The following is a 22,073-nucleotide window of genomic DNA, read 5'->3' as shown; positions in this document are numbered from 1 at the left end:
ATTAGAATGTCAAATTAGTTCCGAAAATGAATGATCTTGCTTGAGGATATGATCCTCTATCCATACCAAATCCCATTGCTTGGTTGTCGTTTGATTGTCCCACTTCTGGATCTAAACCTGAATAGTTAGTGAATGTAAGTAAGTTGTTACCTGAGAAGTAAAAACGAACGTTTTGAATTTTAGCTTTCGATAAAATGCTTTGAGGAAGTGAGTAACCAAACTGTAAAGTTTTTAGACGTACATAAGAAGCATCTTCTAAGTGCACCATATCATTTATTAAAGTAAAGTTATCACCTGCAGTATGACTCCATCTAGGGAAGCTATTTGTACTTCCTTCTCCAGTCCATCTTCCTAAGAAACGAGTATTATAATTATGAGCACCTGCACCAATTGCATCCAATCTCATTGCAGCAACATTAAATAGTTTTGCTCCTGTTTGACCTTGGAAGAAGATACTCATATCAAAGTTTTTATATTCGAATCGAGCATTTAAACCTAATGTCCAGTCATGGAATGGATCACCAATGTCAGTTCTATCTTCAGCATTTAAAGCACCGTCTCCATTTGTATCTACGAAACGAATATCACCAGGAACAGCAGACTTACCTAAAGCCTCATTGTAAGCTTTTGCTTCAGCATCATTTTGAAGAATACCGTCTGTTTTATATCCCCAGAAATAAGGAAGAGAATGGCCTTCTTTCATTGCTAATTGACCGTCATAGAAATCTGGTTTGTAACCTAAAATATGGTCTTTTCCATCAATGCTTAATACTTTATTGTCGTTATAAGAAGCAATGGCAGAAATATCATATCTAAAGTCTCCTTCAGAATTTTTAAAGTTTAATGATAACTCTAAACCTTTGTTTTGAACAGTACCAATATTTGCTGTTGGTGCACCGATACCATAAATAAGAGGAACAGGATTGTCAGATAATAAATCTTTTCTTCTACGATCGTAAACATCAACATTTAAGAATAACTTATTTTGCCACAAACCAACATCAAAACCTAAATTGATTTCTGTTGCTGTTTCCCATCTAATGGCAGGGTTAGGCATTTTTTGAGCAGCAAAACCTGTGTATCTTTCTCCATTGTATAAATATTCCTCTGTTTTACCAATGGTTGATAAATAAGCAAATGGCTCAATACTTTCGTTACCTACTTCACCATAAGATGCTCTTAATCTCATGAAGTTGACAATATCAGAGGTTTTAAATAAATCTTCTGAAATTACCCAACCTGCTTGTACTGAAGGGAAGAAAGCGAAACGATTTTCAGGACCAAAGTTGACAGAACCATCATAACGCACAATAGCGGTTAACATGTACTTGTCTTTGTAATTGTAGTTGGCCTTACCAAAATATGAAACTAAACGGTGTAAATATCTATTACCATCATTAGTTTGAGATTCATTTTTTACTTTGTTATCTAAGTAAGCATTTTCATAACCACTAAACTGTAAATCTGTACCACTACCGTTGATCCATTCGTTACTATGTTCTCTTGCTGTATTACCAATTAGACCAGTTAATTTATGATCTCCGAATGAGTGAGTGTATGATAATGTATTTTCCCATTGCCATGTAGTAGACTGAGATTGCCCTTGTCTAACAGAACTTAAACTGTTCTTTTTTGTAAACTGATCAAGTGATGAAATTGGAGAGTATTCTCTCTTCTTACTTGAACCTAATTGGAACCCAAAGTCAGTTTTAAAGTTTAACCCTTTAATCATTTTAGGTTGAAAATTAAGATAAACGTTACCCACAAGGTTCATATAGTTGTATTCTTGCTTTGTATTATCAATTATACCTAACGGGTTAGTTATGCCTTGTAAGTTTAAGTCAGACATGCCATAATATCTACCATCATCAGATTTTACAGGAGAAGGTACAATTGCATCATATTTAGCATAATCACTTTCAGGAGCATAAACTGGAGTAACAGGATCATGAAGTAACATAGATGTAACAGCACCCTCGTGTTCAGTTTGTTCTTGGATACCATTTTTATTCTCTGTAGAGAAGTTTAAATTCTGACCAAAAGTGAATGATTGTGAGATCTTATGATTACTATTTAATCTTAAGCTTAAACGATTGTAATTAGATTTATCACCTCCAATAATACCGTCTTGAGCAAAGTAACCGATACTAGACATAAAGGTTGATTTTTCGCTACCACCGCTTAAACTCACACTATGATTTTGAATTGGGGCATTTTGAAAAACTTCTTTTTGCCAGTCTGTATCATGGGCAGGAGGGTTATCTAAATCCCATTTCTCACCATTTCCTGCATTTACTGAACCTTCATTATGAAACTCCATGTATTCACGAGCATTCATCAGATCAGCTCTATTAGCCGCTTGCTGAACCCCATAGTAACCATCATAAGAAACAGTTAGTTTTCCAGATTTACCTTCTTTGGTAGTGATTAAAACAACACCGTTAGCACCTCTAGATCCATAAATAGCCGAAGATGCTGCATCTTTTAATACTTGGAAAGTGGCAATGTCGTTTGGATTAAGATAATTGATATTATCCATTTGTACTCCATCAACTACATAAAGAGGACTGTTATTACCGTTCGAACCAGTACCTCTGACACGAATATCAATACCAGCACCAGGCTGACCTGAAACATTGGTGACTTGAACACCTGCCGTTCTACCTTGTAAAGATTGAGCAGCATTTAAAACAGGTGTTTGTAAAATGTCGTCTGTTTTTACTGATGAAATAGCACCAGTAACTACAGCTTTTTTCTCTACTCCATAACCAACAACAATTACTTCGTCTAGTTGTTTTTCGTTAACTTCTAAAGAAATATCAAAAGTTGTCTGATTACCGATTGTTACTTCTTGATTATTGTAACCAATAAAAGAAAAAACAAGTACAGTAGCTTCTGAAGGAATAGATAATTTAAAATTACCTTCGAAATCGGAAACGGTACCTAAGTTGGTACCTTTAACAATTACGCTTACACCTGGTAGTGAGGCTTTGTTCTCATCGAGTATTTGACCCGATATTGTTTTGTCTTGTGCAAATGTAGTAGAGCACAGTAGAAAAGAGAAGGCAAATGTAAGCATGCACAATAATGCCTTGTGATGTATTAGCTTTTGCATTTTAGTAATAGTATAATTTTGTCAATGTAATTTGTTGGACGTATACTTTATGCTGTAAAAAATTATAAAGGACTTCGGACAGCATATTTCAATTCTCTCTATATAATTAAGAGTGCGATTAAGCATTAGATTGAAGTGTAGACTTTTTGAGAAAGCATTAGTTAGATAATAATCAAGTCATAGTTTGGAAAAGTTAGATTGAAGATTCATTTCATTTAAAATCGGAAGTACCTCAACTAAATTATTCATACTTAATTTTAGTGTGAGTGTCCTGTATTTCCGTTGTGGACAATACAAGGTTAGTGGTTTGAATAATGATCATCAAAAAAAATAAGTATCAATATTACACTTATATTACTACATTATTACGTAGTGTGTTTGTTATATAATTGCATATCAGTAATTTAGCGTTACTATTTCGTGTTTTTTTTATTGATTTTATTTCACTTTTTCTAAAAAAATATTGAGTAATTTTTATGAAATGACGTAATCACGTAATTATACTGTTTCAAAAAAAAGAACCAAAAAAACATCAAATTATCTAATTTACAGTGTTATGGGAATGGGTTATCACTAAGGAGATCTAATATTTTTTGATTAAATTATAATTCAATTTTTACTGATTAGAAAGAAATGCAAGAAAGCATATATCAAGAAAAAGAGAAAAGAAGTATTCGATGGGAGCTTTTGTTATTAGCTCTTCAGATAGTGGGAGTATTATTTTTAATCTACTTACCATTTTTAGGGTTGATAAGAAGCGGAATATATTTTTATCATGCTTATAATTTTAACACATGGATAGGATTATTTTTAGGTGTAGTTTTTTCTGTTGGTGTCATCGCTGTTTATACTTTTACCATCAAGAAGTTAATGAATAGGAATTCTAAAATGAGATGGAAAACAACTAAAAAGGTAGGAGTATTTATTTTTCTACTTGTGATTTCCTATGTGATTTTTTCACTTTTATCCTTTTCAGGAAAAAATGCTCAATCGAATAAAGTAAAATCAGAGTACAGCGAGCTTCATCCTTATTTAAAAATTTCTGTTCGTACTTTTTTATTCTTTGATAATGAATTAATCATTACTGATTTATCAAGGACATCTGATGATTACACTAAAATGGGATTAAAAAAGAAAGATAGCTCATTGCACTTTATTCAAAATACAGGTTACACTCATGCCATGGATTTAAGAACAAGAGACCGTCCTTTTTGGATGATTTGGTCTGCTCAGTTGTATTTTAAGTCACTTGGTTTTAATGCGGTACGACATGGGGGCACTGGAGATCATTTGCATGTTTCACTATCCACCTATGAAAAACAAAGAAGTTGGTAATTAATGAATAGTGAGGACGTTAGATTTAAAATTAATTATTGAGCAAAGGAAAGGCAGTAATCCTTATTTCTTTACACTATCACGATTTCATATTTTGCTTTTCTCCTCATATTTTATGATCTTGAAAAAATAAATAGTATGCTTGCATACCTTTTTTACTAACTCTTACACCAATACAACATTATGGAAAAAATTTCCACACCACTAACTGAGATGTTAGGGATGAAATACCCTATGATTATTGCACCAATGTTTCTTGTCTCTAATGCGGAGATGCTAAAAGCAGCAATAAGAAGTGGAATTACAGCTGCAGTACCGGCCTTAAATTATCGTACAGATAAAGATTTTAGAGAGGCTATTCATGAAATTAGAGCAGAGGCTGATGGACCAATGGGAGTCAATTTGATTGTAAATAAATCAAATATAAGAATGATGGAACAATTGAAAACTTGTGTAGAGTTAAAGGTTGATTTTATCATTACTTCTTTAGGTTCACCAAGAAAAGTGATAGAACTTTGTAAACCAGCTGGAATAAAAGTATTCTGTGATGTAGTTGATGTACATTATGCTAAGATTTGCGAAGACCTTGGAGCAGACGCTGTAATTGCTGTCAATAAAGAAGCTGGTGGACATGCAGGTCCAACACCTGCAACAGAATTAGTACCTGCGTTAGTAGAGGCTTGTTCTATTCCTGTAATTTCTGCAGGAGGTGTAGGAAACGGATACCAATGGAAAGAAAAATTAGAGTTAGGAGCTGTGGGAATTTCTATGGGATCTCCATTTATTGCAACAGAAGAAGCAGGGGTCTCACAAGATTACAAACAAGCATGCGTAGATTACGGAGCAGAAGATATCGTGATGACAACAAAACTATCTGGTACTCCTTGTACTGTGATAAATACTCCTTACATGCAAGACATAGGCACGCAACAAAATTGGCTCGAGACCTTTTTGAATAAGAATAAAAAATTGAAAAAGTTTGCCAAAATGTTAACCGCTTATAAAGGTATGAAGATGCTTGAAAAAGCAGCCATGTCTGCCACTTATAAAACGGTTTGGTGTGCAGGTCCATCTATTGAATATGTCAAATCCATTCGACCAATTAAAGCTGTCGTAGATGAAATGGTAGAACAACTGACGACATCAAAAGTAGAAGTGAAAGAATAAATATACAATCCAACTCAAGTTATGACCCCAACTTAATAAAAGTTGGGGTTTTGTGTTTACATTGCCTAAATTTACTTATCCAAACAAACAGACAAAATGAGTAAAAATTTAATCACAACAGGAGCTATCATTATGGCTCTCGCAGTAGGAATAGGAGCATTCGGTGCTCACGGACTAAAAGCTACTTTAGAATCGTTCGGAAGAGTAGCTACTTTTGAGACAGGTGTTAAATATCATTTTTATCATGGATTGGGTCTGTTATTATTGGGTGCTTTATCTGATAAGGTAGAAGCAAGCTGGTTAAAATGGTCGGCTATTTTTATGGTACTAGGTATACTAATTTTCTCAGGTAGTTTATATATTTTATCTGTAACAGGTATTACTTGGTTAGGGGCAATCACACCGATTGGAGGAGTTGGTTTTATAGCAGCATGGATAGCCTTAGCAATAGGGGTAAAGAAATAATATGGTTAGAGAATGGAAATTGGCCGAACCGCCAAAAGAAGAATATATAAAGGAGTTGTCGAAACAACCTAAAGTCCCTCAACTGATCACTCAGTTGTTGGCGCAAAGGGGAGTGAAGACCTTGTCTGAGGCTAGAAACTATTTTAGACCTACTCTAGAAAAGTTACATGATCCATTTTTGATGAAAGACATGGACGTGGCTGTGGCCCGTTTGACTTTAGCTATCGAAAAAGGAGAACGTATTTTATTTTTTGGGGATTATGATGCTGATGGTACTACAGCAGTAGCTTTATATATGCACTTTTTCCGTTCTGTGTATGCCAATGTAGATTATTATATTCCTGATAAATATGCGGAAGGATATGGCGTTTCGGAAAGAGGAGTTGAATACGCTTATACAACCAATTGTCAATTAATAGTTTCTTTAGATTGTGGTATCACAAGTTTTGAATCAATTGATGCGGCACAGCATAGAAATATAGATTTTATTGTTTGTGATCACCATCAAGTAGGTGAAAAATTACCCAATGCCTTAGCAGTTTTAAATCCACAAAGAGAAGACTGTAATTATCCTTTTAAAGGATTATCTGGATGTGGAGTGGGTTTTAAATTCTTACAAGGGTTTTGTCAAAAACATGGAATAGATCCAACTCCATTATGGCATCACTTAGATTTAGTAGCATTAGGAACAGCCTGTGATGTTGTTCCCATGGTAGACGAAAATAGAGTACTATGCCATCAAGGTGTAGAGTATTTGAAGAAGACAAAAAAGGCAGGCTTGTTGGCTTTGTTTTCAACATTAAAGCTAAATCAAAAAGAAATTACCTTAAATGATTTAGCGTTTTCTTTAGGACCCATAATTAATGCAGCAGGAAGGGTAGCACATGCTCAATATTCTGCTTCCATATTATCTACTGATGATCCAAAAGAGGCAAAAGAATTGGCTCTGGAGTTGAATAGATTAAATGGTTTAAGAAAGTCTTATGATCGTCAAAATACTGAAGAAGCTATTGTTTTAGGCGAACAAGAGAAAGATCAACCAATTTTGGTTTTATATAAAGAAGATTGGCACAAAGGTGTCTTAGGCATTGTGGCATCCAAATGTGTAGAACATTTTGGCAAACCAACTATTTGTCTAACACATTCAAGAGGTGAAATTACAGGATCTGTTCGTTCGACAGATAATTTTAATATTCATGAAATTTTGACAGCCTGTGACGATCTATTAATAAAGTTTGGAGGTCATACTTCAGCGGCAGGATTGTCATTGAAAGAGGAAAATTTGTCAGCATTTAAGGAACGTGTACTGGCAAATGTGAATAAAAAAATGAATGGAAAGGATTTTGTGTCCTACAGAAATATAGATTTAAAAGTAGAACTGAATAACTTAAATATTTCCGTAGCTACTATTTTGGGTCAGATGAAGCCATTTGGTCATGAAAATGAAATTCCAGTATTTTTATGCGAAAATGTAAAAGTATCAGATGTCCCAAGAGTATTAAAGGATAAACATCTAAAATTTAAAGTAGTTCAAGAAGAAGGTGATCAAGCTTTGAATGTGATTGCTTTTAATCAAGTAGATGATTTGGAAATAATCACCACTTCTACTTTTGATATGTTATTTAAATTAGAAATTAATGAATACAGAGGAAGTAAAACACTTCAACTGAATTGCATTGAAATAAAAAAATCCAAGAGTTAATAGCATTATTATCACCTATTATTAAATCATCTTCTATATGAATTTTCAATTAACACCTTACGTAAAAGGTATTCTTATAATTAACCTCATCGTATTCGGTTTAGCCAACTTAATACCTGTTATTGAAACTGCAGATGGGTTACCATTGAATAGAGTAGTAGCGTTTTTAGGTTATCATTATCCTAAATCAGATTATTTCGAAATTTTTCAACCTATTACCTATATGTTTACTCATACTGGTTTTAGACATATTTTTTCGAATATGTTTGCCTTGGTAATCTTCGGACCTATGTTGGAGAACGTGATGGGACCTAAGAGATTCTTAACCTTATATATGATATGTGGTATAGGTGGAGGAGCCTTATACGGTCTTACCAATTTTTATGAAATGCACAATATGGAAGTAGATGCAGCTGCATTTATTACCAATTCAAGTCCAGAAAACTTAACAACGTTTTTTGAACATCATGCCAACTATTACTTAAGAAATACAGAAATAGGAGAATTTGTATTAGAAGATTATCCTGAACATTATCAATCTCATCCTGAAATTCAGGAACAAGCGATTACTTACGTTAGGCAATTAACGATGATGAATTTTAATACTCCTATGATAGGTGCTTCAGGAGCCATTTTTGGTATCTTGTTTACCTTTGCTTATTTATTTCCGAACCTAAGGTTAATGCTTTTGTTTCCACCAATTCCTATGAAAGCCAAATACCTTGTAGGTGGTTATATTCTTTTTGAAGTATATGAATTGATGCAAAATAATCCCGGAGACAATGTAGCTCATTTAGCCCATCTAGGCGGTGCATTGTTTGCCTTTATTCTGATGAAAAGATGGAAGTACATCAGTTATCAATAAATTTTACACACGGGTATATGGATTACATAAATTCATTTTTTTAAAACCTTGAATTTATGTAAATTATGTAACCTAATCATTTCTCTTTACCATTAACATAGTCTATTTGATAAGACATGTTGGGTTGAAGTAATACTATTAAACCATTACAATATCATTCTTATGAACGGTTTTATATCAGATTTAAAATATACATGGAACAAACCAGGAAGCGGATTGCTTAGATTGATCATCATTAATGTAATTATTTATGTAGTGATGAGTTTGCTTCTATTAGGTTTTCAGTTTTCAGGAAATGTAGAAATTTTCGATAAATACATTTTTGATAACCTTGCCTTACCTTCAAATTTATATGATTTCGTACACGCACCATGGACGTTAGTTACTTATTTCTTTGTGCATTCTATGGCAAAGTTTCTACATATCGTAATGAATATGTTAGTTCTTTATTGGTTTGGAATGATCTTCACAGAGTTTTTAGGTGATAAAAAAGCGGTGGTTTTATACGTTTTAGGAGGTTTAGCTGGAGGTTTATTCTACCTAATTATTTATAATGTGTTTCCTTTTTATGAAGGACGCTCAGATTCTTTAGTAGGTGCTTCAGCAAGTGTTTTTGCTATTGTAGTAGGAGCAGCAACCATTGCACCTGATTACAAAATCAATTTATTATTTATAGGGCCTGTAAAGATTAAATGGTTAGCGGCTGTTTATATTTTTATTTCGTTTATAGGAATAACAGGAGGTAACGCAGGTGGAGAACTTGCTCATTTAGGAGGAGTTATGATGGGCTTTGCTTATGTAAAATTACTACAGAAAGGAACAGATTTAGGAGTGCCTTTTTATGCTATTGAAGATTTCTTCTCCAACTTATTATCTCCAAGAAGGAATTTAAAAGTGGTTTATAGAAGAGATAAAAAAACGAAGGCATCAGCTTCAAAGAAAAAAGAGAATGCAGATCAGCCATCACAATCAAGAGTAGATGAGATATTAGATAAAATTTCTGATAAAGGTTATGAGGGGCTAACTCAAGAAGAAAAACAAATCTTATTTAAAGCCAGTCAACGAAAACATTAAAATGATAGATATATCCTAATATTTTTGTGGATATTGTAATAAAAATCATAAAAAGTTATTTCTTTTGTAAAGGAATGACTTTTTTTGTTGAAAATATTTTAAAAAATAAAGTTGTGAATGATTATTGATTAAAGTTTGATATAATCATTACTGGTTAAAAAAAATGATGGAACATTAAGGTTTCATCAAAGAACAAGATAAAACGTACCTTCTTCGAATCAATAATTTGATAGTAATTGAGGAGATTAGGAGCTAACATATAAAACTTATTGACATGGTCGATCAATCAATATTAGATAAATACGAATTGGTAGTGGGTTTAGAAGTACACTCACAATTGACAACAAACAGTAAAATTTTTGCATCAGATCCAACAACGTTTGGTGAAGATCCTAATGTAAATATTAGTGCAATCACTCTTGCTCTTCCGGGAACACTCCCTAAAGTAAATAAACAGGTGATAGAATCTTCTATCAAAATGGGATTGGCTGTAAATGGAAAAATTTCTGAATACCAATTCTTCGACCGTAAAAATTATTTTTATCCAGATTTACCAAAAGGGTATCAAACTACACAAGATAAAACACCAATTGTAGTAGGTGGGCATTTAGATGTAGTTACTAAAGATGGTGTTCCTTTCCGTGTTATTTTAAATAGAATACACATGGAAGAAGATGCAGGAAAGTCTACTCACTTAGAGGGAAGCCCAGATACTTTGGTCGACTTAAACAGAGCGGGTGTTCCATTAATGGAAATTGTGACAGAACCATGTATTCATGATTCTGCTACAGCAGCGGCTTTTGTAGGAGAAATCAGAAAGATTGTTCGTTACTTGGGTGTAGCCGATGGTAATATGGAAGAAGGCTCATTAAGATGTGATGCCAATGTTTCTGTGAGGTTAAAAGGATCAACGACACTTGGAGAGAAATGTGAAATTAAAAACATGAACTCCATGCGTAATATCCAAAGAGCGATTGATTATGAAATGAAACGTCAGATTCTTTTAGTTGAAAAAGAGGAACCTATCATTTCAGAAACTAGAACTTTCAATGTGGATAATGGCAAAACATATGGAATGAGAACAAAGGAAACTTTAAACGATTACCGTTATTTCCCTTGTCCAGATCTTCCTCCTATGATTGTAAAGCCAGAGTGGGTAGAAGAAATTAAAGCTTCTATGCCTGCACTACCTGCAGAATTAGTAGCGAAATTCACTAAAGAATATAAATTACCTGAATACGATGCACGATTATTAACAGAGTCGAAAGCATCTGCAGTATATTTTGAAGCACTTTGTGAGAATACTAAAAACTATAAAGCTGCCTCCAATTGGATGATGGGTCCTTTAAAGTCTATTACTAATGATACAGGAATTGATTTTGACGTATTCAAGGTATCTCCTAAAGAAATAGCAGAAGTGATTCAATTGGTAGATGATAAAAAAGTGAGTTTTGCAGCCGCCTCTCAAACATTAATTAAAGCAATGCTTGAAGATTATAAAGGTACTGTAGAAGACTTAGCGAAATCATTAGATCTAATTCAAGATGGTGGAGATGACTTCCTAGTGCCATTAGTAGAGCAAGCAATCGCTAAATTCCCAGACAAGGCAGCAGCTTATAAAAAAGGTAAAAAGAACTTATTAGGTTTATTTATGGGGGAGGTCATGAAGATGGCAAAAGGTAAAGCTGATCCTCAAAAAACAAATCAATTGCTTCGCGAAGCGTTGGAAAAATAAACTTCTGTGTATATTGCATTATATATAAACAGTAAATACGTACATAACGTGAAGACGATACAGCATATTTTTATTTTCGTCGCAGCATTTTTTATGATCAGCTGCGAAAAATCAAATACTAATACACAAGCATCTCATTATCCTGCAGATATTACCATTTCAGGTAAAATTGATAATGTAAATGAAGGAGCTCAGGTGACTTTATTTGAAATTCAAAAAGCGGGGAAAAAAGATGTTCAAACAACTAAGACTAAGGCAGACGGGTCTTTTTCTATGAAGTATAAAGTTGATAAAATTGGCTTATATACCATCAACGTAGGAAATGTAACTGAAGATGTTTTAGTATTAGAAGATAAAGATTTAACGGTTACTAATTCGAAATTTGGATTAGATGTTCATGGATCGAACGAAAACGAACTTTTACATAATTTAAAAGTACAGTACGATGGTTTTTCTGAAAAGGAAAGTGCCTTGAACCAAGAGTATGTAAATGCAGAAGATAAGGAAGCAGTAGTCAAAAAAATTAAAGAACTTGGAGACGAACGTTCTAAAACAATGCTTCAGTCTTTAAAAGATTTAGATGGTGCTTACATTACTTTATTTGTATTGAATTTTATCAACGATAGAGATCAATACTTAAAAGAGATTACTGCTGCTGTTAATCGTATGGCAGAGCGTTTTCCAGAAGACGAAAATGTAAAAGAAGTACATGCGGCTTACATGAAATTGAACAATACATCTGTGGGTAATGTGGCTCAAGATATTGTTTTAAATGATGTAAACGGTAAAGAAATCGCATTATCATCTCTAAAAGGAAAATATGTTATGATTGACTTCTGGGCATCATGGTGTACTCCTTGTAGAATGGAAAACCCTAATGTTTTAAAGGCTTACAATAAATATAAATCAAAAGGATTTGAAGTCTATGGAATTTCTTTAGACCAGAAAGTAGAAAACTGGAAGAAGGCAATTAAAAAAGACGGAATCACTTGGTTACAAGTTCACGATGCACAAAATACAGCGGCTGATGCTTATGGCGTACAATCTATTCCTTTTACTTTATTATTAGATAAAGAGGGAAAGATTATCGCAAAGAATCTAAGAGGCAATGCCTTAGAGATGAAGTTAGCTGAGTTGTTGGACTAATAATACATCTTTGAAATAAATATAAAGGACTAACCTCATACATTGAAGGTTAGTCCTTTTTATATAATCAATTTTCTAAATCAACTGCATAGATAAAGCTACCTGAACAGCTTCAGTAGTATTGCCTACATTCATTTTAGATATAATATTCTGACGATGTGTATTTACGGTATTGACAGAAATATTCAATTTATCAGAAATTTGCTTACTAAGTAAACCACCGCCTATTTCTTTAAGAACTTCTATTTCTCTTTTTGAAAGATCATAATTCTTTTGTTCTCTTGGGAATACTTTTACCGACCCTGTTGTAGTATTAATTACTTGAGCAGAACATATTTTAGGAAGGTTAGGTTGAACAGATTGATCTAGAATACCTAATGTATATCTTAAACTACCATCCTCTGAAAGATCTAATACTAGGTGTTTTTCAATGACCCAAACATAATTTCCATGAGCATTTCTTATTCTATATTCAGTCACGTATTGCAAGTGAAAAAAATCTTTTTTATCGTCTGTTAATAGCGGTCCGCTCAGGAAATAGTGTGCCATTTCGTTTAAATGCTTAATATCCTCAGGGTGTACTTCTTTGTCCATAAAACCTTTTTGAAGTTCCTCGTCATTTTCAAAATCCCACCCAAATATGCGTTCATAATTTTTTGAAATGTAAGGGTGTACCTTGTTTTTATAATCAAAAATGGTGACGCAACTTCCTAATCTTTCAAGTTGTTTTGCTGTCTTAATATATTGATTTATAGTGTCTTCTTGTTGCATAAGTATTCGAGTGTTCTGAAAATGATATCAGGTAAATTTCAAAAATCATTATTTTTCAGTATTGAATAAGGATCAGAAATATATTCTCTTTGTATTATGATATCTGAGTATCATAGTTAATCAGTTATTACTTCATTTTATGTAAATATCAGATTATTCTTATCAATCATCATCAATTAAATAGAGATTTAAATAAATGAAAAAGATCCTACTGCTTTTATTATTTAGTATTGCTAATATACAAGCTCAAAATGTAAAGCATATTCTTTCAGGCAAAGTCGTTGATAAAGATACTCAACTTCCGCTTCCCGGAGTATTAGTTTTTACTCAATTTAATGAAACTACCGTATCGATGACTACCGATGTGGAGGGACAGTTTACGTTAAAATTACCTATGGGAAGGTATAATATTCAGTTTCAAATGTTGGGGTATCAATCTTTTATCCAAGAAGAGGTTGCAGTGCCGAGTACATATAGTAATACCTTAAATATTTCCCTCCAAGAAGATGAGACAGTTTTGAATGAGGTTGAAGTAGTGTATAAATCATCAAAAGATGAACCTCAAAATACAATGGCAATTGCATCTGGTAGACAATTTACGGTAGAAGAGAGTAGTAGGTATGCTGGTGGTTTTGACGATCCTGCAAGGTTAGCCACAGCTTTTGCTGGAGTAGCAGGTTCTACAGGAAGTAATGGGATGGTAATTAGAGGTAATGCCCCTAAAGGAGTTTTATGGCAGGTAGAAGATTTACCTATTCCAGACCCGAATCACCTTTCTAATATAGTTGCTTTTGGAGGAGGGAGTGTTACAGCATTAAGTACTTATGTGATGGACAACTCTGATTTTTATACAGGTGCCTTTACTTCAGATTATGGTAACGCTATGGCAGGTGTGTTTGATTTGTCTTTAAGAACTGGTAATACAGAAAAGCGTTCTTATCAAGCACAATTAGGGGTGAATGGTATTGATTTTGGAGCAGAAGGGCCTTTTAAAAAAGGAGGAGATGCTACCTATCTGTTTAATTATAGGTATTCTACTTTTGCATTATTAGCTCCAATCTTACCCGAAGAAATGGGATTTTTAGGTTATCAGGATTTATCGTTCAAGATTAACATTCCAACTAAAAATGGAGGAGAATGGAACATTTGGGCTGTTGGTGGTGCAGATAGACAATATAGAGATGCTTCCATGGATTCAACCGAATGGACATTTGATGATGCCAATCAATCCTTTTCTACAAGTATACTTTTTGGCGGTTCTGGTGTTTCTTATCAAGTACCTATCAATAAAAAAGGATATTGGAAAAATATTGTAGGTTTTACAGGGAACGCGACTTATTGGACATCATCAGAACTAGATAAAAATATGATGAGTAACCCTATTGATGATTTTAAAAATGTACAATATGATTTCTCTTATAAATCGTATATCCATTACAAATTTGGACCAAAACACACCAATAGAACAGGTATAACAATTACACAAAAGCATTTTGATATCAATATGCAGCAAGCCGAAGAAATGGGAGATCCTATGGAGACCTTTGCAGTTGGTAATGGTCAAAGTATGTTTCTTCAAGCATATACTCAATCAAAATTTCAATTATCTCAGAAGTGGTCTATGAATGTTGGTGTTTATGGACAATATTTTGAAGGAACACAATCGATCTCGATAGAGCCTAGAGCTGCAATTAAATATCAATTAAATCCTTGGCATTCTTTATCATTTAGTTATGGATTACATAGTCAAATGGAAGCAATGCATTATTATTTATTGCCTCAAAATGAAGGAGGAGAACAGACTTATCCTAATCAAAACTTAGATTTTTCAAAAGCACATCATTATGTATTAGGGTATAATTGGAATATCAAAAACAACTTGAGATTTAAATCAGAGTTATTCTATCAAGACCTTTATAATATTCCTGTGGTAGAAGGGAGTTACTTTTCTATGCTCAACTTATCACATCAATGGTATGTAGACGCACCTTTGGTAAATAACGGAACCGGTAGAAATGTAGGCCTTGATTTAACCTTTGAGCAATTTCTTAAGAAGGGATTTTACTATACTTTTACCTCTTCCATTTTTGATTCTAAATATACAGGAGGAGATGGTGTTGAAAGAAATTCTCAATTCAATAAAAATTATGTATTTAATGTTTTGGGAGGTAAAGAATGGACAGTTGGTAGGGAACGAAATAAGACTTTATCAGTAAATGGTAAATTTACTTTTATGGGAGGCGATAGGAGACACCCTGTAAAAGAACAGGAAACAATTGATTCTGGGGAAATTGTGTATGATTATGATAATGCATATTCTCAGCAATATCCGTCAAGTAAAATCTTATCAGTCAGTCTTCTTTATAAAATAATGAAGCCAAAATATACTTCACAATGGACGCTTCAAATAATTAATGCTTTAGGAGCTCCAGAATACTATGGTTATCAGTACAATCAAAAGACACAAAGTATTTCTGATGATACTGATGTGTTGATTCTACCAAACATTGCTTATAAAGTGATGTTTTAAGAGATAGAACAATATATCACTACTTGATAGCAGGTAATTTCTTATGAGTTATTATTGATACATAATAGCCATAGAAGAAATTACCTGCTTTTTATTTTTCTGCCTTCTTTAATTAACAGTTACCTGGGAATCAGGTTAGTGTATAAATTGTATTTATCTAAGTATATCATTTCATAATATCAAGTACTTGAACTTTAACCTATTATGCCACTAAAGATTTTGGTATATTAGTTAGACCTAATTTATAAAGGCTTTGAAGCCGACCTAATATCTTAAAGCTATATTTATTAACTCATTATTGTGACCCCCAAAAAGTATGATTAATGAGCTTTTATGCTCATTTCATACGGGTCATTGTTAGACCTAATACCCATGAACGCTACTTATCTACGCACTTTGTGTTGGCATTCACTTGTCTTCATATTGTGTCTACTGACTACTATCTCTTATTCTCAGGACCAAACACCCGTTTTAGATGCTTCGGAGAGTGAAACGATGCCTTACCTAAAATTCAAAAGACAAAAAGATGACCCCATTTCTCGTATTGCTCATGAAAAAATGATGATTGAGAATCCATATACTCATGAGATTCCAAACAATATTTCTGAAATGGAACATATTTTTGGTCATGCTTTAAATGCACAAAATGCGAATAAGCGTCTTATCCAACCTCTTCATTCACCTTGGCTACAAAGAGGCCCCTATAATGTTGGCGGTAGAACTAGAGCATTAGCCATAGATAGAAATAATGAAAAAATAATTTTTGCTGGAGGTGTAGCAGGCGGACTTTGGAGATCTATAGATGCAGGAGAAACTTGGGTGAAAGTAACCACACCAACAGACCGTCAGGGAATTACTTGTATAGTGCAAGACCCTAGAATAGCATATGCAAATACTTGGTATTATGGTGCAGGAGAAGTCTACGGTAATTCCACTTCAGGTGGAGGGGCAACATATAGAGGAAATGGTATATTTAAATCAACAGATAACGGTGTAACCTGGCACGCAATTGAAGCAACTGAGAGTAATCCGACAGAACAAGATGGTCATTTCCAGTTTGTCAATAAAATAGACATGGATACAGAAGGAAATCTGTATGCAGCACATGCTGAAGGTATATCAATATCAAAAGATGGAGGAGATAATTGGGAAAAGGTTTTAGGAGATGGTCGATCAATTTTTACAGAAATAACTGTGGGTGCTGATGATATTGTGTATGCTACGTTGGCAAATGATGGGATTTACAAGTCAAAAGATTTAGGAGAGACATGGGATGATATCACTCCAGATGCGTTAAAAAATATAGCTTTTCAAAGGGTAGTAATAGATATCTCTCCATCCAATCCTAATAAAGCAATATTTTTTGTGCATTCTCCAAGCAAAGGGGTAAGTAGTCATATGCTTTTTGAGTACCTGTCGAATGAAAATTTTTGGAAAGACTTAACGTCTAATTTACCGACATTTGGAGGGTATGTAGGAAATATGTCACAAGGTTCTTATAATCAATTTGTTAAATATAAACCTGATAATGAAAGTGTTGTGTTTATCGGTAGTACAAATGTTTACCGATCAAATAATGCTTTTAGAACCACTACAGAAACAAAATGGATTGGAGGGTATTCAACAGAAAATAATGTGAGTATTTATGAAGGGCATCACCCGGATAATCATGAACTCATTTTCCTGCCCTCAAATGCAAACCATGTATTATCTGCTCATGATGGAGGATTGAGTTACACAGATAATATCATGGCAGAAGAAGTTGCTTGGGAATATATCAACAATGGTTATTACACAACTCAAAGTTATGGTATCGCAATACCTGAAAAGAATTTTGATGATACGAGAATATTAGCTGGTTTTCAAGATAATGGTAAATGGTTGAGTTCATCTTCAGACGTAAAAGCAGATTGGATTGAAGAATACGGAGGGGGAGATGGTTGTTATGTGGCCATTGTATCTGACCAATCTATGCGGTACACGAGTACTCAATATGGTAAAATTTTGAGATTCGAAGGAGATGATCCTAGAAATCCTACAGGTTACGATGGTATTCAACCCAAGGATGCCTCAGGCCAGTTGTTTGTTAACCCCTTTTTATTAGATCACACGGATGAAAACATGATGTATTACCCCTCAGGAAAAACACTTTGGGTCAATACAGATTTAAAAAGTATACGTTCTGGTTATACTTTTAATGGTACTAGAACAGGTTGGTCTAAATATAACTTCAATGCATCAGGATCGATTACAGCTTTAGATGTTTCTACAGAAGGATCTCATCGATTGTATGTTGGGACAAATACAGGTAAAATTTATAAAATTGATGAACCTGAAAATGCAAGTTCAACAGCCGTAATTATATCAACTGACAAAGGCTTACCTTCTGGGTATGTGTCTTGTTTAGCTGTGAACCCTAAAGATGATCAACATGTAATTGCCGTTTTTTCGAATTATCAAATTCCTAGTTTATTTGAATCAAAAGATGCGGGTGAAACTTGGGAGAATATTAGTGGGAACTTAGAAGAAAATGAAGACGGTAGTGGAGCAGGACCATCAATAAGATGGTTTGCTTTTCATCAACCTGAAGGAAAAGAAACGTCTTATTTCGTTGGAACGAGTATAGGTTTATTCCACAGTGAACAATTATCATCTTCATCCAATTGGGTGCAACAAGCACAAACAGAAGTAGGAGATGCTGTAGTTGGAATGATTAAAACACGAGAAGACGGTTGGGTGGTGATAGGTACACATTCCAATGGGATATTTACATCATATTATGGATCAGAAAACACACCACCTTTAGTGAAAAATCAGATTTCAGATCAGTTTTATTACCAAGGAGATCAAACGAGTGTTTTTGATTTAAGCAACTTGTTTGAAGATCATGAAGTAGATCCATTGACATTTAGTGTTTCTTCTGAAAACCCTGATGTAATGACAGCATCAATTGATGGTACCTATTTATATATTAGTCCATCTTCAGATAATTTCGGGCAGTCAAAAATAACGATTACAGCTAATGATGGTCAATTGACTTCATCTATGCAATTCAATAGTACTGTAGGAATTATTTCACCTACATTGTATGAGCAATCTATGTCAGATGGTAAGGCTTATAGAAGTCAATACTTTACAGATTTTGAATCAGAAATTTATGCAGCAGATGATTTTGAAGTAGGTACTGATTTAGTCTGGGATGTTTCTGGCGTAAAAATCTATCATCAAAGTGCTAGTGGGAAAGAACAAATCTATAGAGTAATTATATGGGAAGATGATAATGGTAAGCCATCTAATACAGAGTTGTTTAATTCTGGTGATGTAGATATACAGTTTGGAAATAAAAAATATCTGACCTATCATTTTCCTGAAAATATTGATCTACCGGAAGGGAAATATTGGTTGACAGTAGCAGCAGTAATGTCTTACAGAAATGAAGGGTCTTACTATTGGAAAGGAAACAATAGTACTGAACAAAATGGTAGCGAGTTTTATTTTATTGATAAAGGTGATTTATATAGAAGAGGATATACCGAGTGGACTTCTAGTACTGTATACAATTACAAAGATCATGATTTAGCTTTTGAAGTATTTGGACGTTCAAAAGGGGGACTAGTACCATCAGATATTGAAAGTTTAAGTGCAAAATTAGACGGTAAAACATCCATTAAATTAGATTGGCAGATAGAGGATAAAGTATCTGGTTTTATAATCGAAAGATCAATATCTCCCGATTTACCATTTGTAACTATAGCACAGGTCAATGCAGATCAAACTAGTTATGTTGATAACGCATTAAAAAATGAAGGTGCAACTTATTATTATAAAGTGAGAGCATTTAGTGCAGAAGGAGAAAGTGAAAATTCACCAATAGCTTCTGTAAGAGTTACCTCAACTCCGAACCCAGTACATCATTTAGAAGCTTCCTATAATCTAGGTGGATTTCAATTAAATTGGGAGGATAAGAGTAACGACGAAGACCATTTTATTATAGAGTATTCTCTAAACGAATTCAGTGGTTATGTACCTATACAGGAGGTGAGCAGGAACCTTGAAAGCTATCATTTGACTAATGTACAATTTGGTTCTCTTAAGTATTATTTTAGAGTGGCAGCTGTAAATGGAGCAGGGAAATCTACTTACGCTTATGCTACAAGTTACTCTTTATTAGAAAGACCTACATCAATTACTATAGAGGAAACATCTCAGAATTCTTTACAGATATCTTGGAGAGATAACTCAGCCTTAGAAACAGGTTTCCTTTTAGAATATTCTACGGATGCAGGAGTATCCTTTTCTCAATCGTTCACAACTGATGTGAATCAAACCTTGTTGCAATTGAAAAACCTGATTCCATTTGCTACTTATTATTTTAAGCTTAGTGCAATTAATGGTTTACATGATGGAAAACTCCAAAGTACACCTCAATTATTTGTGTACACCATGTCTGGAGATTCTATACCTGCAGCGCCTCAAAATTTACAAGCTAGTGTTGATGGAAGTACTTCTGTAGAGATTACTTGGGAAGATGTGATTACGAATGAATTAGGATTTTCTGTATATAGAAAAGAGGCATTGAGTAACTCTTATGAGAAAATAGCAGAATTGCCTTATAATAATGATCGATTTGTAGATCAAAGTGTAAAAGAAGGAGAAGTATATGAATATAAAGTAGCCAGCTTTAATCATCTTGGAGATGTTAGTTCTAATGTTGTATCCGCTGAAATGGGTATACATTTACCGAAAGATTTTGAGTTAATGAGGTTAGACGGAAAACATTATTTAAAATGGACAGACAGTTCAACATTAGAAAACAGTTACTGCGTCTTTAGAAAAAATAAAAAGGGAAGCTTTGTGCGAATAGCTTCTTTACCTCCTTCAACTACTCAGTTTATGGATGATAATGTTGTAGAGAATAATGAATACCAGTACTATGTTGCTGCTACTTATTTAGAGAACTATTATTGCTCTCCTTCATTATCTATTTCAACTTACCCTTTAGCACCAGAAGGATTAACTAATTTAAATGCTATTGAAGAAACAAAAGGGATGATTACTGTTTCTTGGAATGACCTTAAACAAGATGGAGATCAATATAAAATCTATCGAAAAATGGTGGGTAATGATGATTCCACTTTAGTGGTGACGGTTTCCAATCAAATACATAAGTTTATTGATAATACCATTTTGGCAGGGAAGCAATATTACTATTACATTACCGAATTTAATAAAGGAGTTGCAGGAGCCACTATCTCATCATTTATTAGAGCAAAAGATGATACTATTTTACCTCAAATGGCAGGGAACTTTAGAGTTTCCAAAGAATCAAAAGGTTTGATGCTTACATGGGTGGATCAGTCAGATAATGAATATGGATACCAAATATATAGAGCGAAAAGAACTTCAGGAACGGTTAATCAATTAGTAGAAGTACCTCCAAATACAACTTATTATTATGATAACGATGTTGAGGAAGGGCAGGAATATAAATATTTATTGGTGGCTTACAATCAGATGGGATATTCTCCAGAAGTTGAATACATGTATCTATTATCTGATGAAACAGAACATTATCTAACCCCACCACATACTTTAAAAGTATTAGATATTTTAGATCATCAAAAAGTGACATGGAGAGATAACTCTACAAATGAACATGGGTTTAGAGTGTATAGATCTAAAGTGAACTCTGCAGATACTTTATTAGTGGGGCAAGCAGGTGAAAATGATCAAATGTTTAAAGATTATGAACAATTAGAAGAAGGTGATTATCATTATTGGATAAAATCATATAACTCAAATGGAGAATCTTCTAAAAGTGAGCATTTTGTCTTCACGAAGGTAAATGATGTAACCGATATTACTACTCAATTGACAAGTCAAATCAAACTATTCCCTAACCCGAGTAGTGGACAATTTAATTTAGAATTACCTCCAAAATGGAGGAGTAAAATAACGATCGCTATTTATTCTTTAGAGGGTAAGAAAGTTTTTGAACAAGAATTTAGTAACAAAATAATATCACTTAACTTAAATCATCTCTTTACAGGTCAGTATATTTTGAAAGTATTTGATGATGAAAAATCAGAACATCAAATGATAGTAAAACACTAATTACTATGCTTTGAAAAAGAGGGTTGTTTAGCATTTATATGTATTACTCTAAAT

Annotated in this window: 12 protein-coding genes; 10 read left to right on the top strand and 2 right to left on the bottom strand. The window is 33.6% G+C overall.

The window, feature by feature from the left end:
* Nucleotide 1 precedes the first annotated feature (1 nt).
* Nucleotides 2-3,115, bottom strand: coding sequence for a SusC/RagA family TonB-linked outer membrane protein (locus tag NH26_RS09575; protein ID WP_084812121.1), 3,114 nt, complete (start codon nt 3,113-3,115; stop codon nt 2-4).
* Between the two features lie 633 nt (nt 3,116-3,748).
* On the opposite strand from NH26_RS09575, the gene NH26_RS09570 reads away from it, so the two are divergent.
* The 8 genes from NH26_RS09570 (at nt 3,749) to NH26_RS09535 (ending at nt 12,604) form a co-directional block, all read left to right on the top strand.
* Nucleotides 3,749-4,450 (top strand): hypothetical protein, encoded by a 702-nt coding sequence (locus NH26_RS09570; protein WP_044221328.1) that lies wholly within the window; start codon nt 3,749-3,751, stop codon nt 4,448-4,450.
* A gap of 183 nt (nt 4,451-4,633) precedes the next feature.
* Nucleotides 4,634-5,617, top strand: a complete 984-nt coding sequence (locus tag NH26_RS09565) for an NAD(P)H-dependent flavin oxidoreductase (RefSeq protein ID WP_044221330.1) — start codon at nt 4,634-4,636, stop codon at nt 5,615-5,617.
* A 96-nt stretch (nt 5,618-5,713) separates the two neighbouring features.
* Complete coding sequence (locus NH26_RS09560) at nt 5,714-6,082, top strand: DUF423 domain-containing protein (RefSeq protein ID WP_044221333.1); 369 nt, start codon at nt 5,714-5,716, stop codon at nt 6,080-6,082.
* A 1-nt stretch (nt 6,083) separates the two neighbouring features.
* Entirely contained in the window at nt 6,084-7,784 is a 1,701-nt protein-coding gene (recJ, locus tag NH26_RS09555) for a single-stranded-DNA-specific exonuclease RecJ (protein ID WP_044221335.1), read from the top strand.
* A gap of 37 nt (nt 7,785-7,821) precedes the next feature.
* Nucleotides 7,822-8,649, top strand: coding sequence for a rhomboid family intramembrane serine protease (locus NH26_RS09550; protein ID WP_044221337.1), 828 nt, complete (start codon nt 7,822-7,824; stop codon nt 8,647-8,649).
* Between the two features lie 162 nt (nt 8,650-8,811).
* Complete coding sequence (locus NH26_RS09545; RefSeq protein ID WP_044221339.1) at nt 8,812-9,723, top strand: rhomboid family intramembrane serine protease; 912 nt, start codon at nt 8,812-8,814, stop codon at nt 9,721-9,723.
* A gap of 274 nt (nt 9,724-9,997) precedes the next feature.
* A complete protein-coding gene (gene gatB, locus NH26_RS09540) occupies nt 9,998-11,458 on the top strand; it encodes an Asp-tRNA(Asn)/Glu-tRNA(Gln) amidotransferase subunit GatB (RefSeq protein WP_044221341.1) in 1,461 nt (486 codons plus the stop codon).
* Nucleotides 11,459-11,551: 93 nt separating this feature from the next.
* Nucleotides 11,552-12,604: a TlpA disulfide reductase family protein gene (locus NH26_RS09535; protein ID WP_052431915.1), complete on the top strand. Its 1,053-nt coding sequence runs from the start codon at nt 11,552-11,554 to the stop codon at nt 12,602-12,604.
* A 75-nt stretch (nt 12,605-12,679) separates the two neighbouring features.
* On the opposite strand, the gene NH26_RS09530 is transcribed toward NH26_RS09535, so the two are convergent.
* Nucleotides 12,680-13,375, bottom strand: coding sequence for a LuxR C-terminal-related transcriptional regulator (locus NH26_RS09530; protein WP_044221343.1), 696 nt, complete (start codon nt 13,373-13,375; stop codon nt 12,680-12,682).
* A gap of 196 nt (nt 13,376-13,571) precedes the next feature.
* On the opposite strand from NH26_RS09530, the gene NH26_RS09525 reads away from it, so the two are divergent.
* Nucleotides 13,572-15,905: a TonB-dependent receptor gene (locus tag NH26_RS09525; protein ID WP_044221345.1), complete on the top strand. Its 2,334-nt coding sequence runs from the start codon at nt 13,572-13,574 to the stop codon at nt 15,903-15,905.
* A gap of 372 nt (nt 15,906-16,277) precedes the next feature.
* Entirely contained in the window at nt 16,278-22,019 is a 5,742-nt protein-coding gene (locus NH26_RS09520) for a fibronectin type III domain-containing protein (protein WP_158021912.1), read from the top strand.
* Nucleotides 22,020-22,073 lie beyond the last annotated feature (54 nt).

The sequence above is a fragment of the Flammeovirga pacifica genome, assembly GCF_000807855.2.
In the GTDB taxonomy this organism is placed as follows: domain Bacteria; phylum Bacteroidota; class Bacteroidia; order Cytophagales; family Flammeovirgaceae; genus Flammeovirga; species Flammeovirga pacifica.
The sequence above is the reverse complement of the archived record's forward strand: the minus strand, read 5'-3'. Positions and strand labels throughout refer to the sequence as shown.

Bases quoted from the DNA above. Each gene is read 5' to 3' on its own strand.
- NH26_RS09575 (WP_084812121.1), bottom strand. From the start codon at position 3,115: ATGCAAAAGCTAATACATCACAAGGCATTATTGTGCATGCTTACATTT.
- NH26_RS09570 (WP_044221328.1), top strand. From the start codon at position 3,749: ATGCAAGAAAGCATATATCAAGAAAAAGAGAAAAGAAGTATTCGATGG.
- NH26_RS09565 (WP_044221330.1), top strand. From the start codon at position 4,634: ATGGAAAAAATTTCCACACCACTAACTGAGATGTTAGGGATGAAATAC.
- NH26_RS09560 (WP_044221333.1), top strand. From the start codon at position 5,714: ATGAGTAAAAATTTAATCACAACAGGAGCTATCATTATGGCTCTCGCA.
- recJ (WP_044221335.1), top strand. From the start codon at position 6,084: ATGGTTAGAGAATGGAAATTGGCCGAACCGCCAAAAGAAGAATATATA.
- NH26_RS09550 (WP_044221337.1), top strand. From the start codon at position 7,822: ATGAATTTTCAATTAACACCTTACGTAAAAGGTATTCTTATAATTAAC.
- NH26_RS09545 (WP_044221339.1), top strand. From the start codon at position 8,812: ATGAACGGTTTTATATCAGATTTAAAATATACATGGAACAAACCAGGA.
- gatB (WP_044221341.1), top strand. From the start codon at position 9,998: ATGGTCGATCAATCAATATTAGATAAATACGAATTGGTAGTGGGTTTA.
- NH26_RS09535 (WP_052431915.1), top strand. From the start codon at position 11,552: ATGATCAGCTGCGAAAAATCAAATACTAATACACAAGCATCTCATTAT.
- NH26_RS09530 (WP_044221343.1), bottom strand. From the start codon at position 13,375: ATGCAACAAGAAGACACTATAAATCAATATATTAAGACAGCAAAACAA.
- NH26_RS09525 (WP_044221345.1), top strand. From the start codon at position 13,572: ATGAAAAAGATCCTACTGCTTTTATTATTTAGTATTGCTAATATACAA.
- NH26_RS09520 (WP_158021912.1), top strand. From the start codon at position 16,278: ATGAACGCTACTTATCTACGCACTTTGTGTTGGCATTCACTTGTCTTC.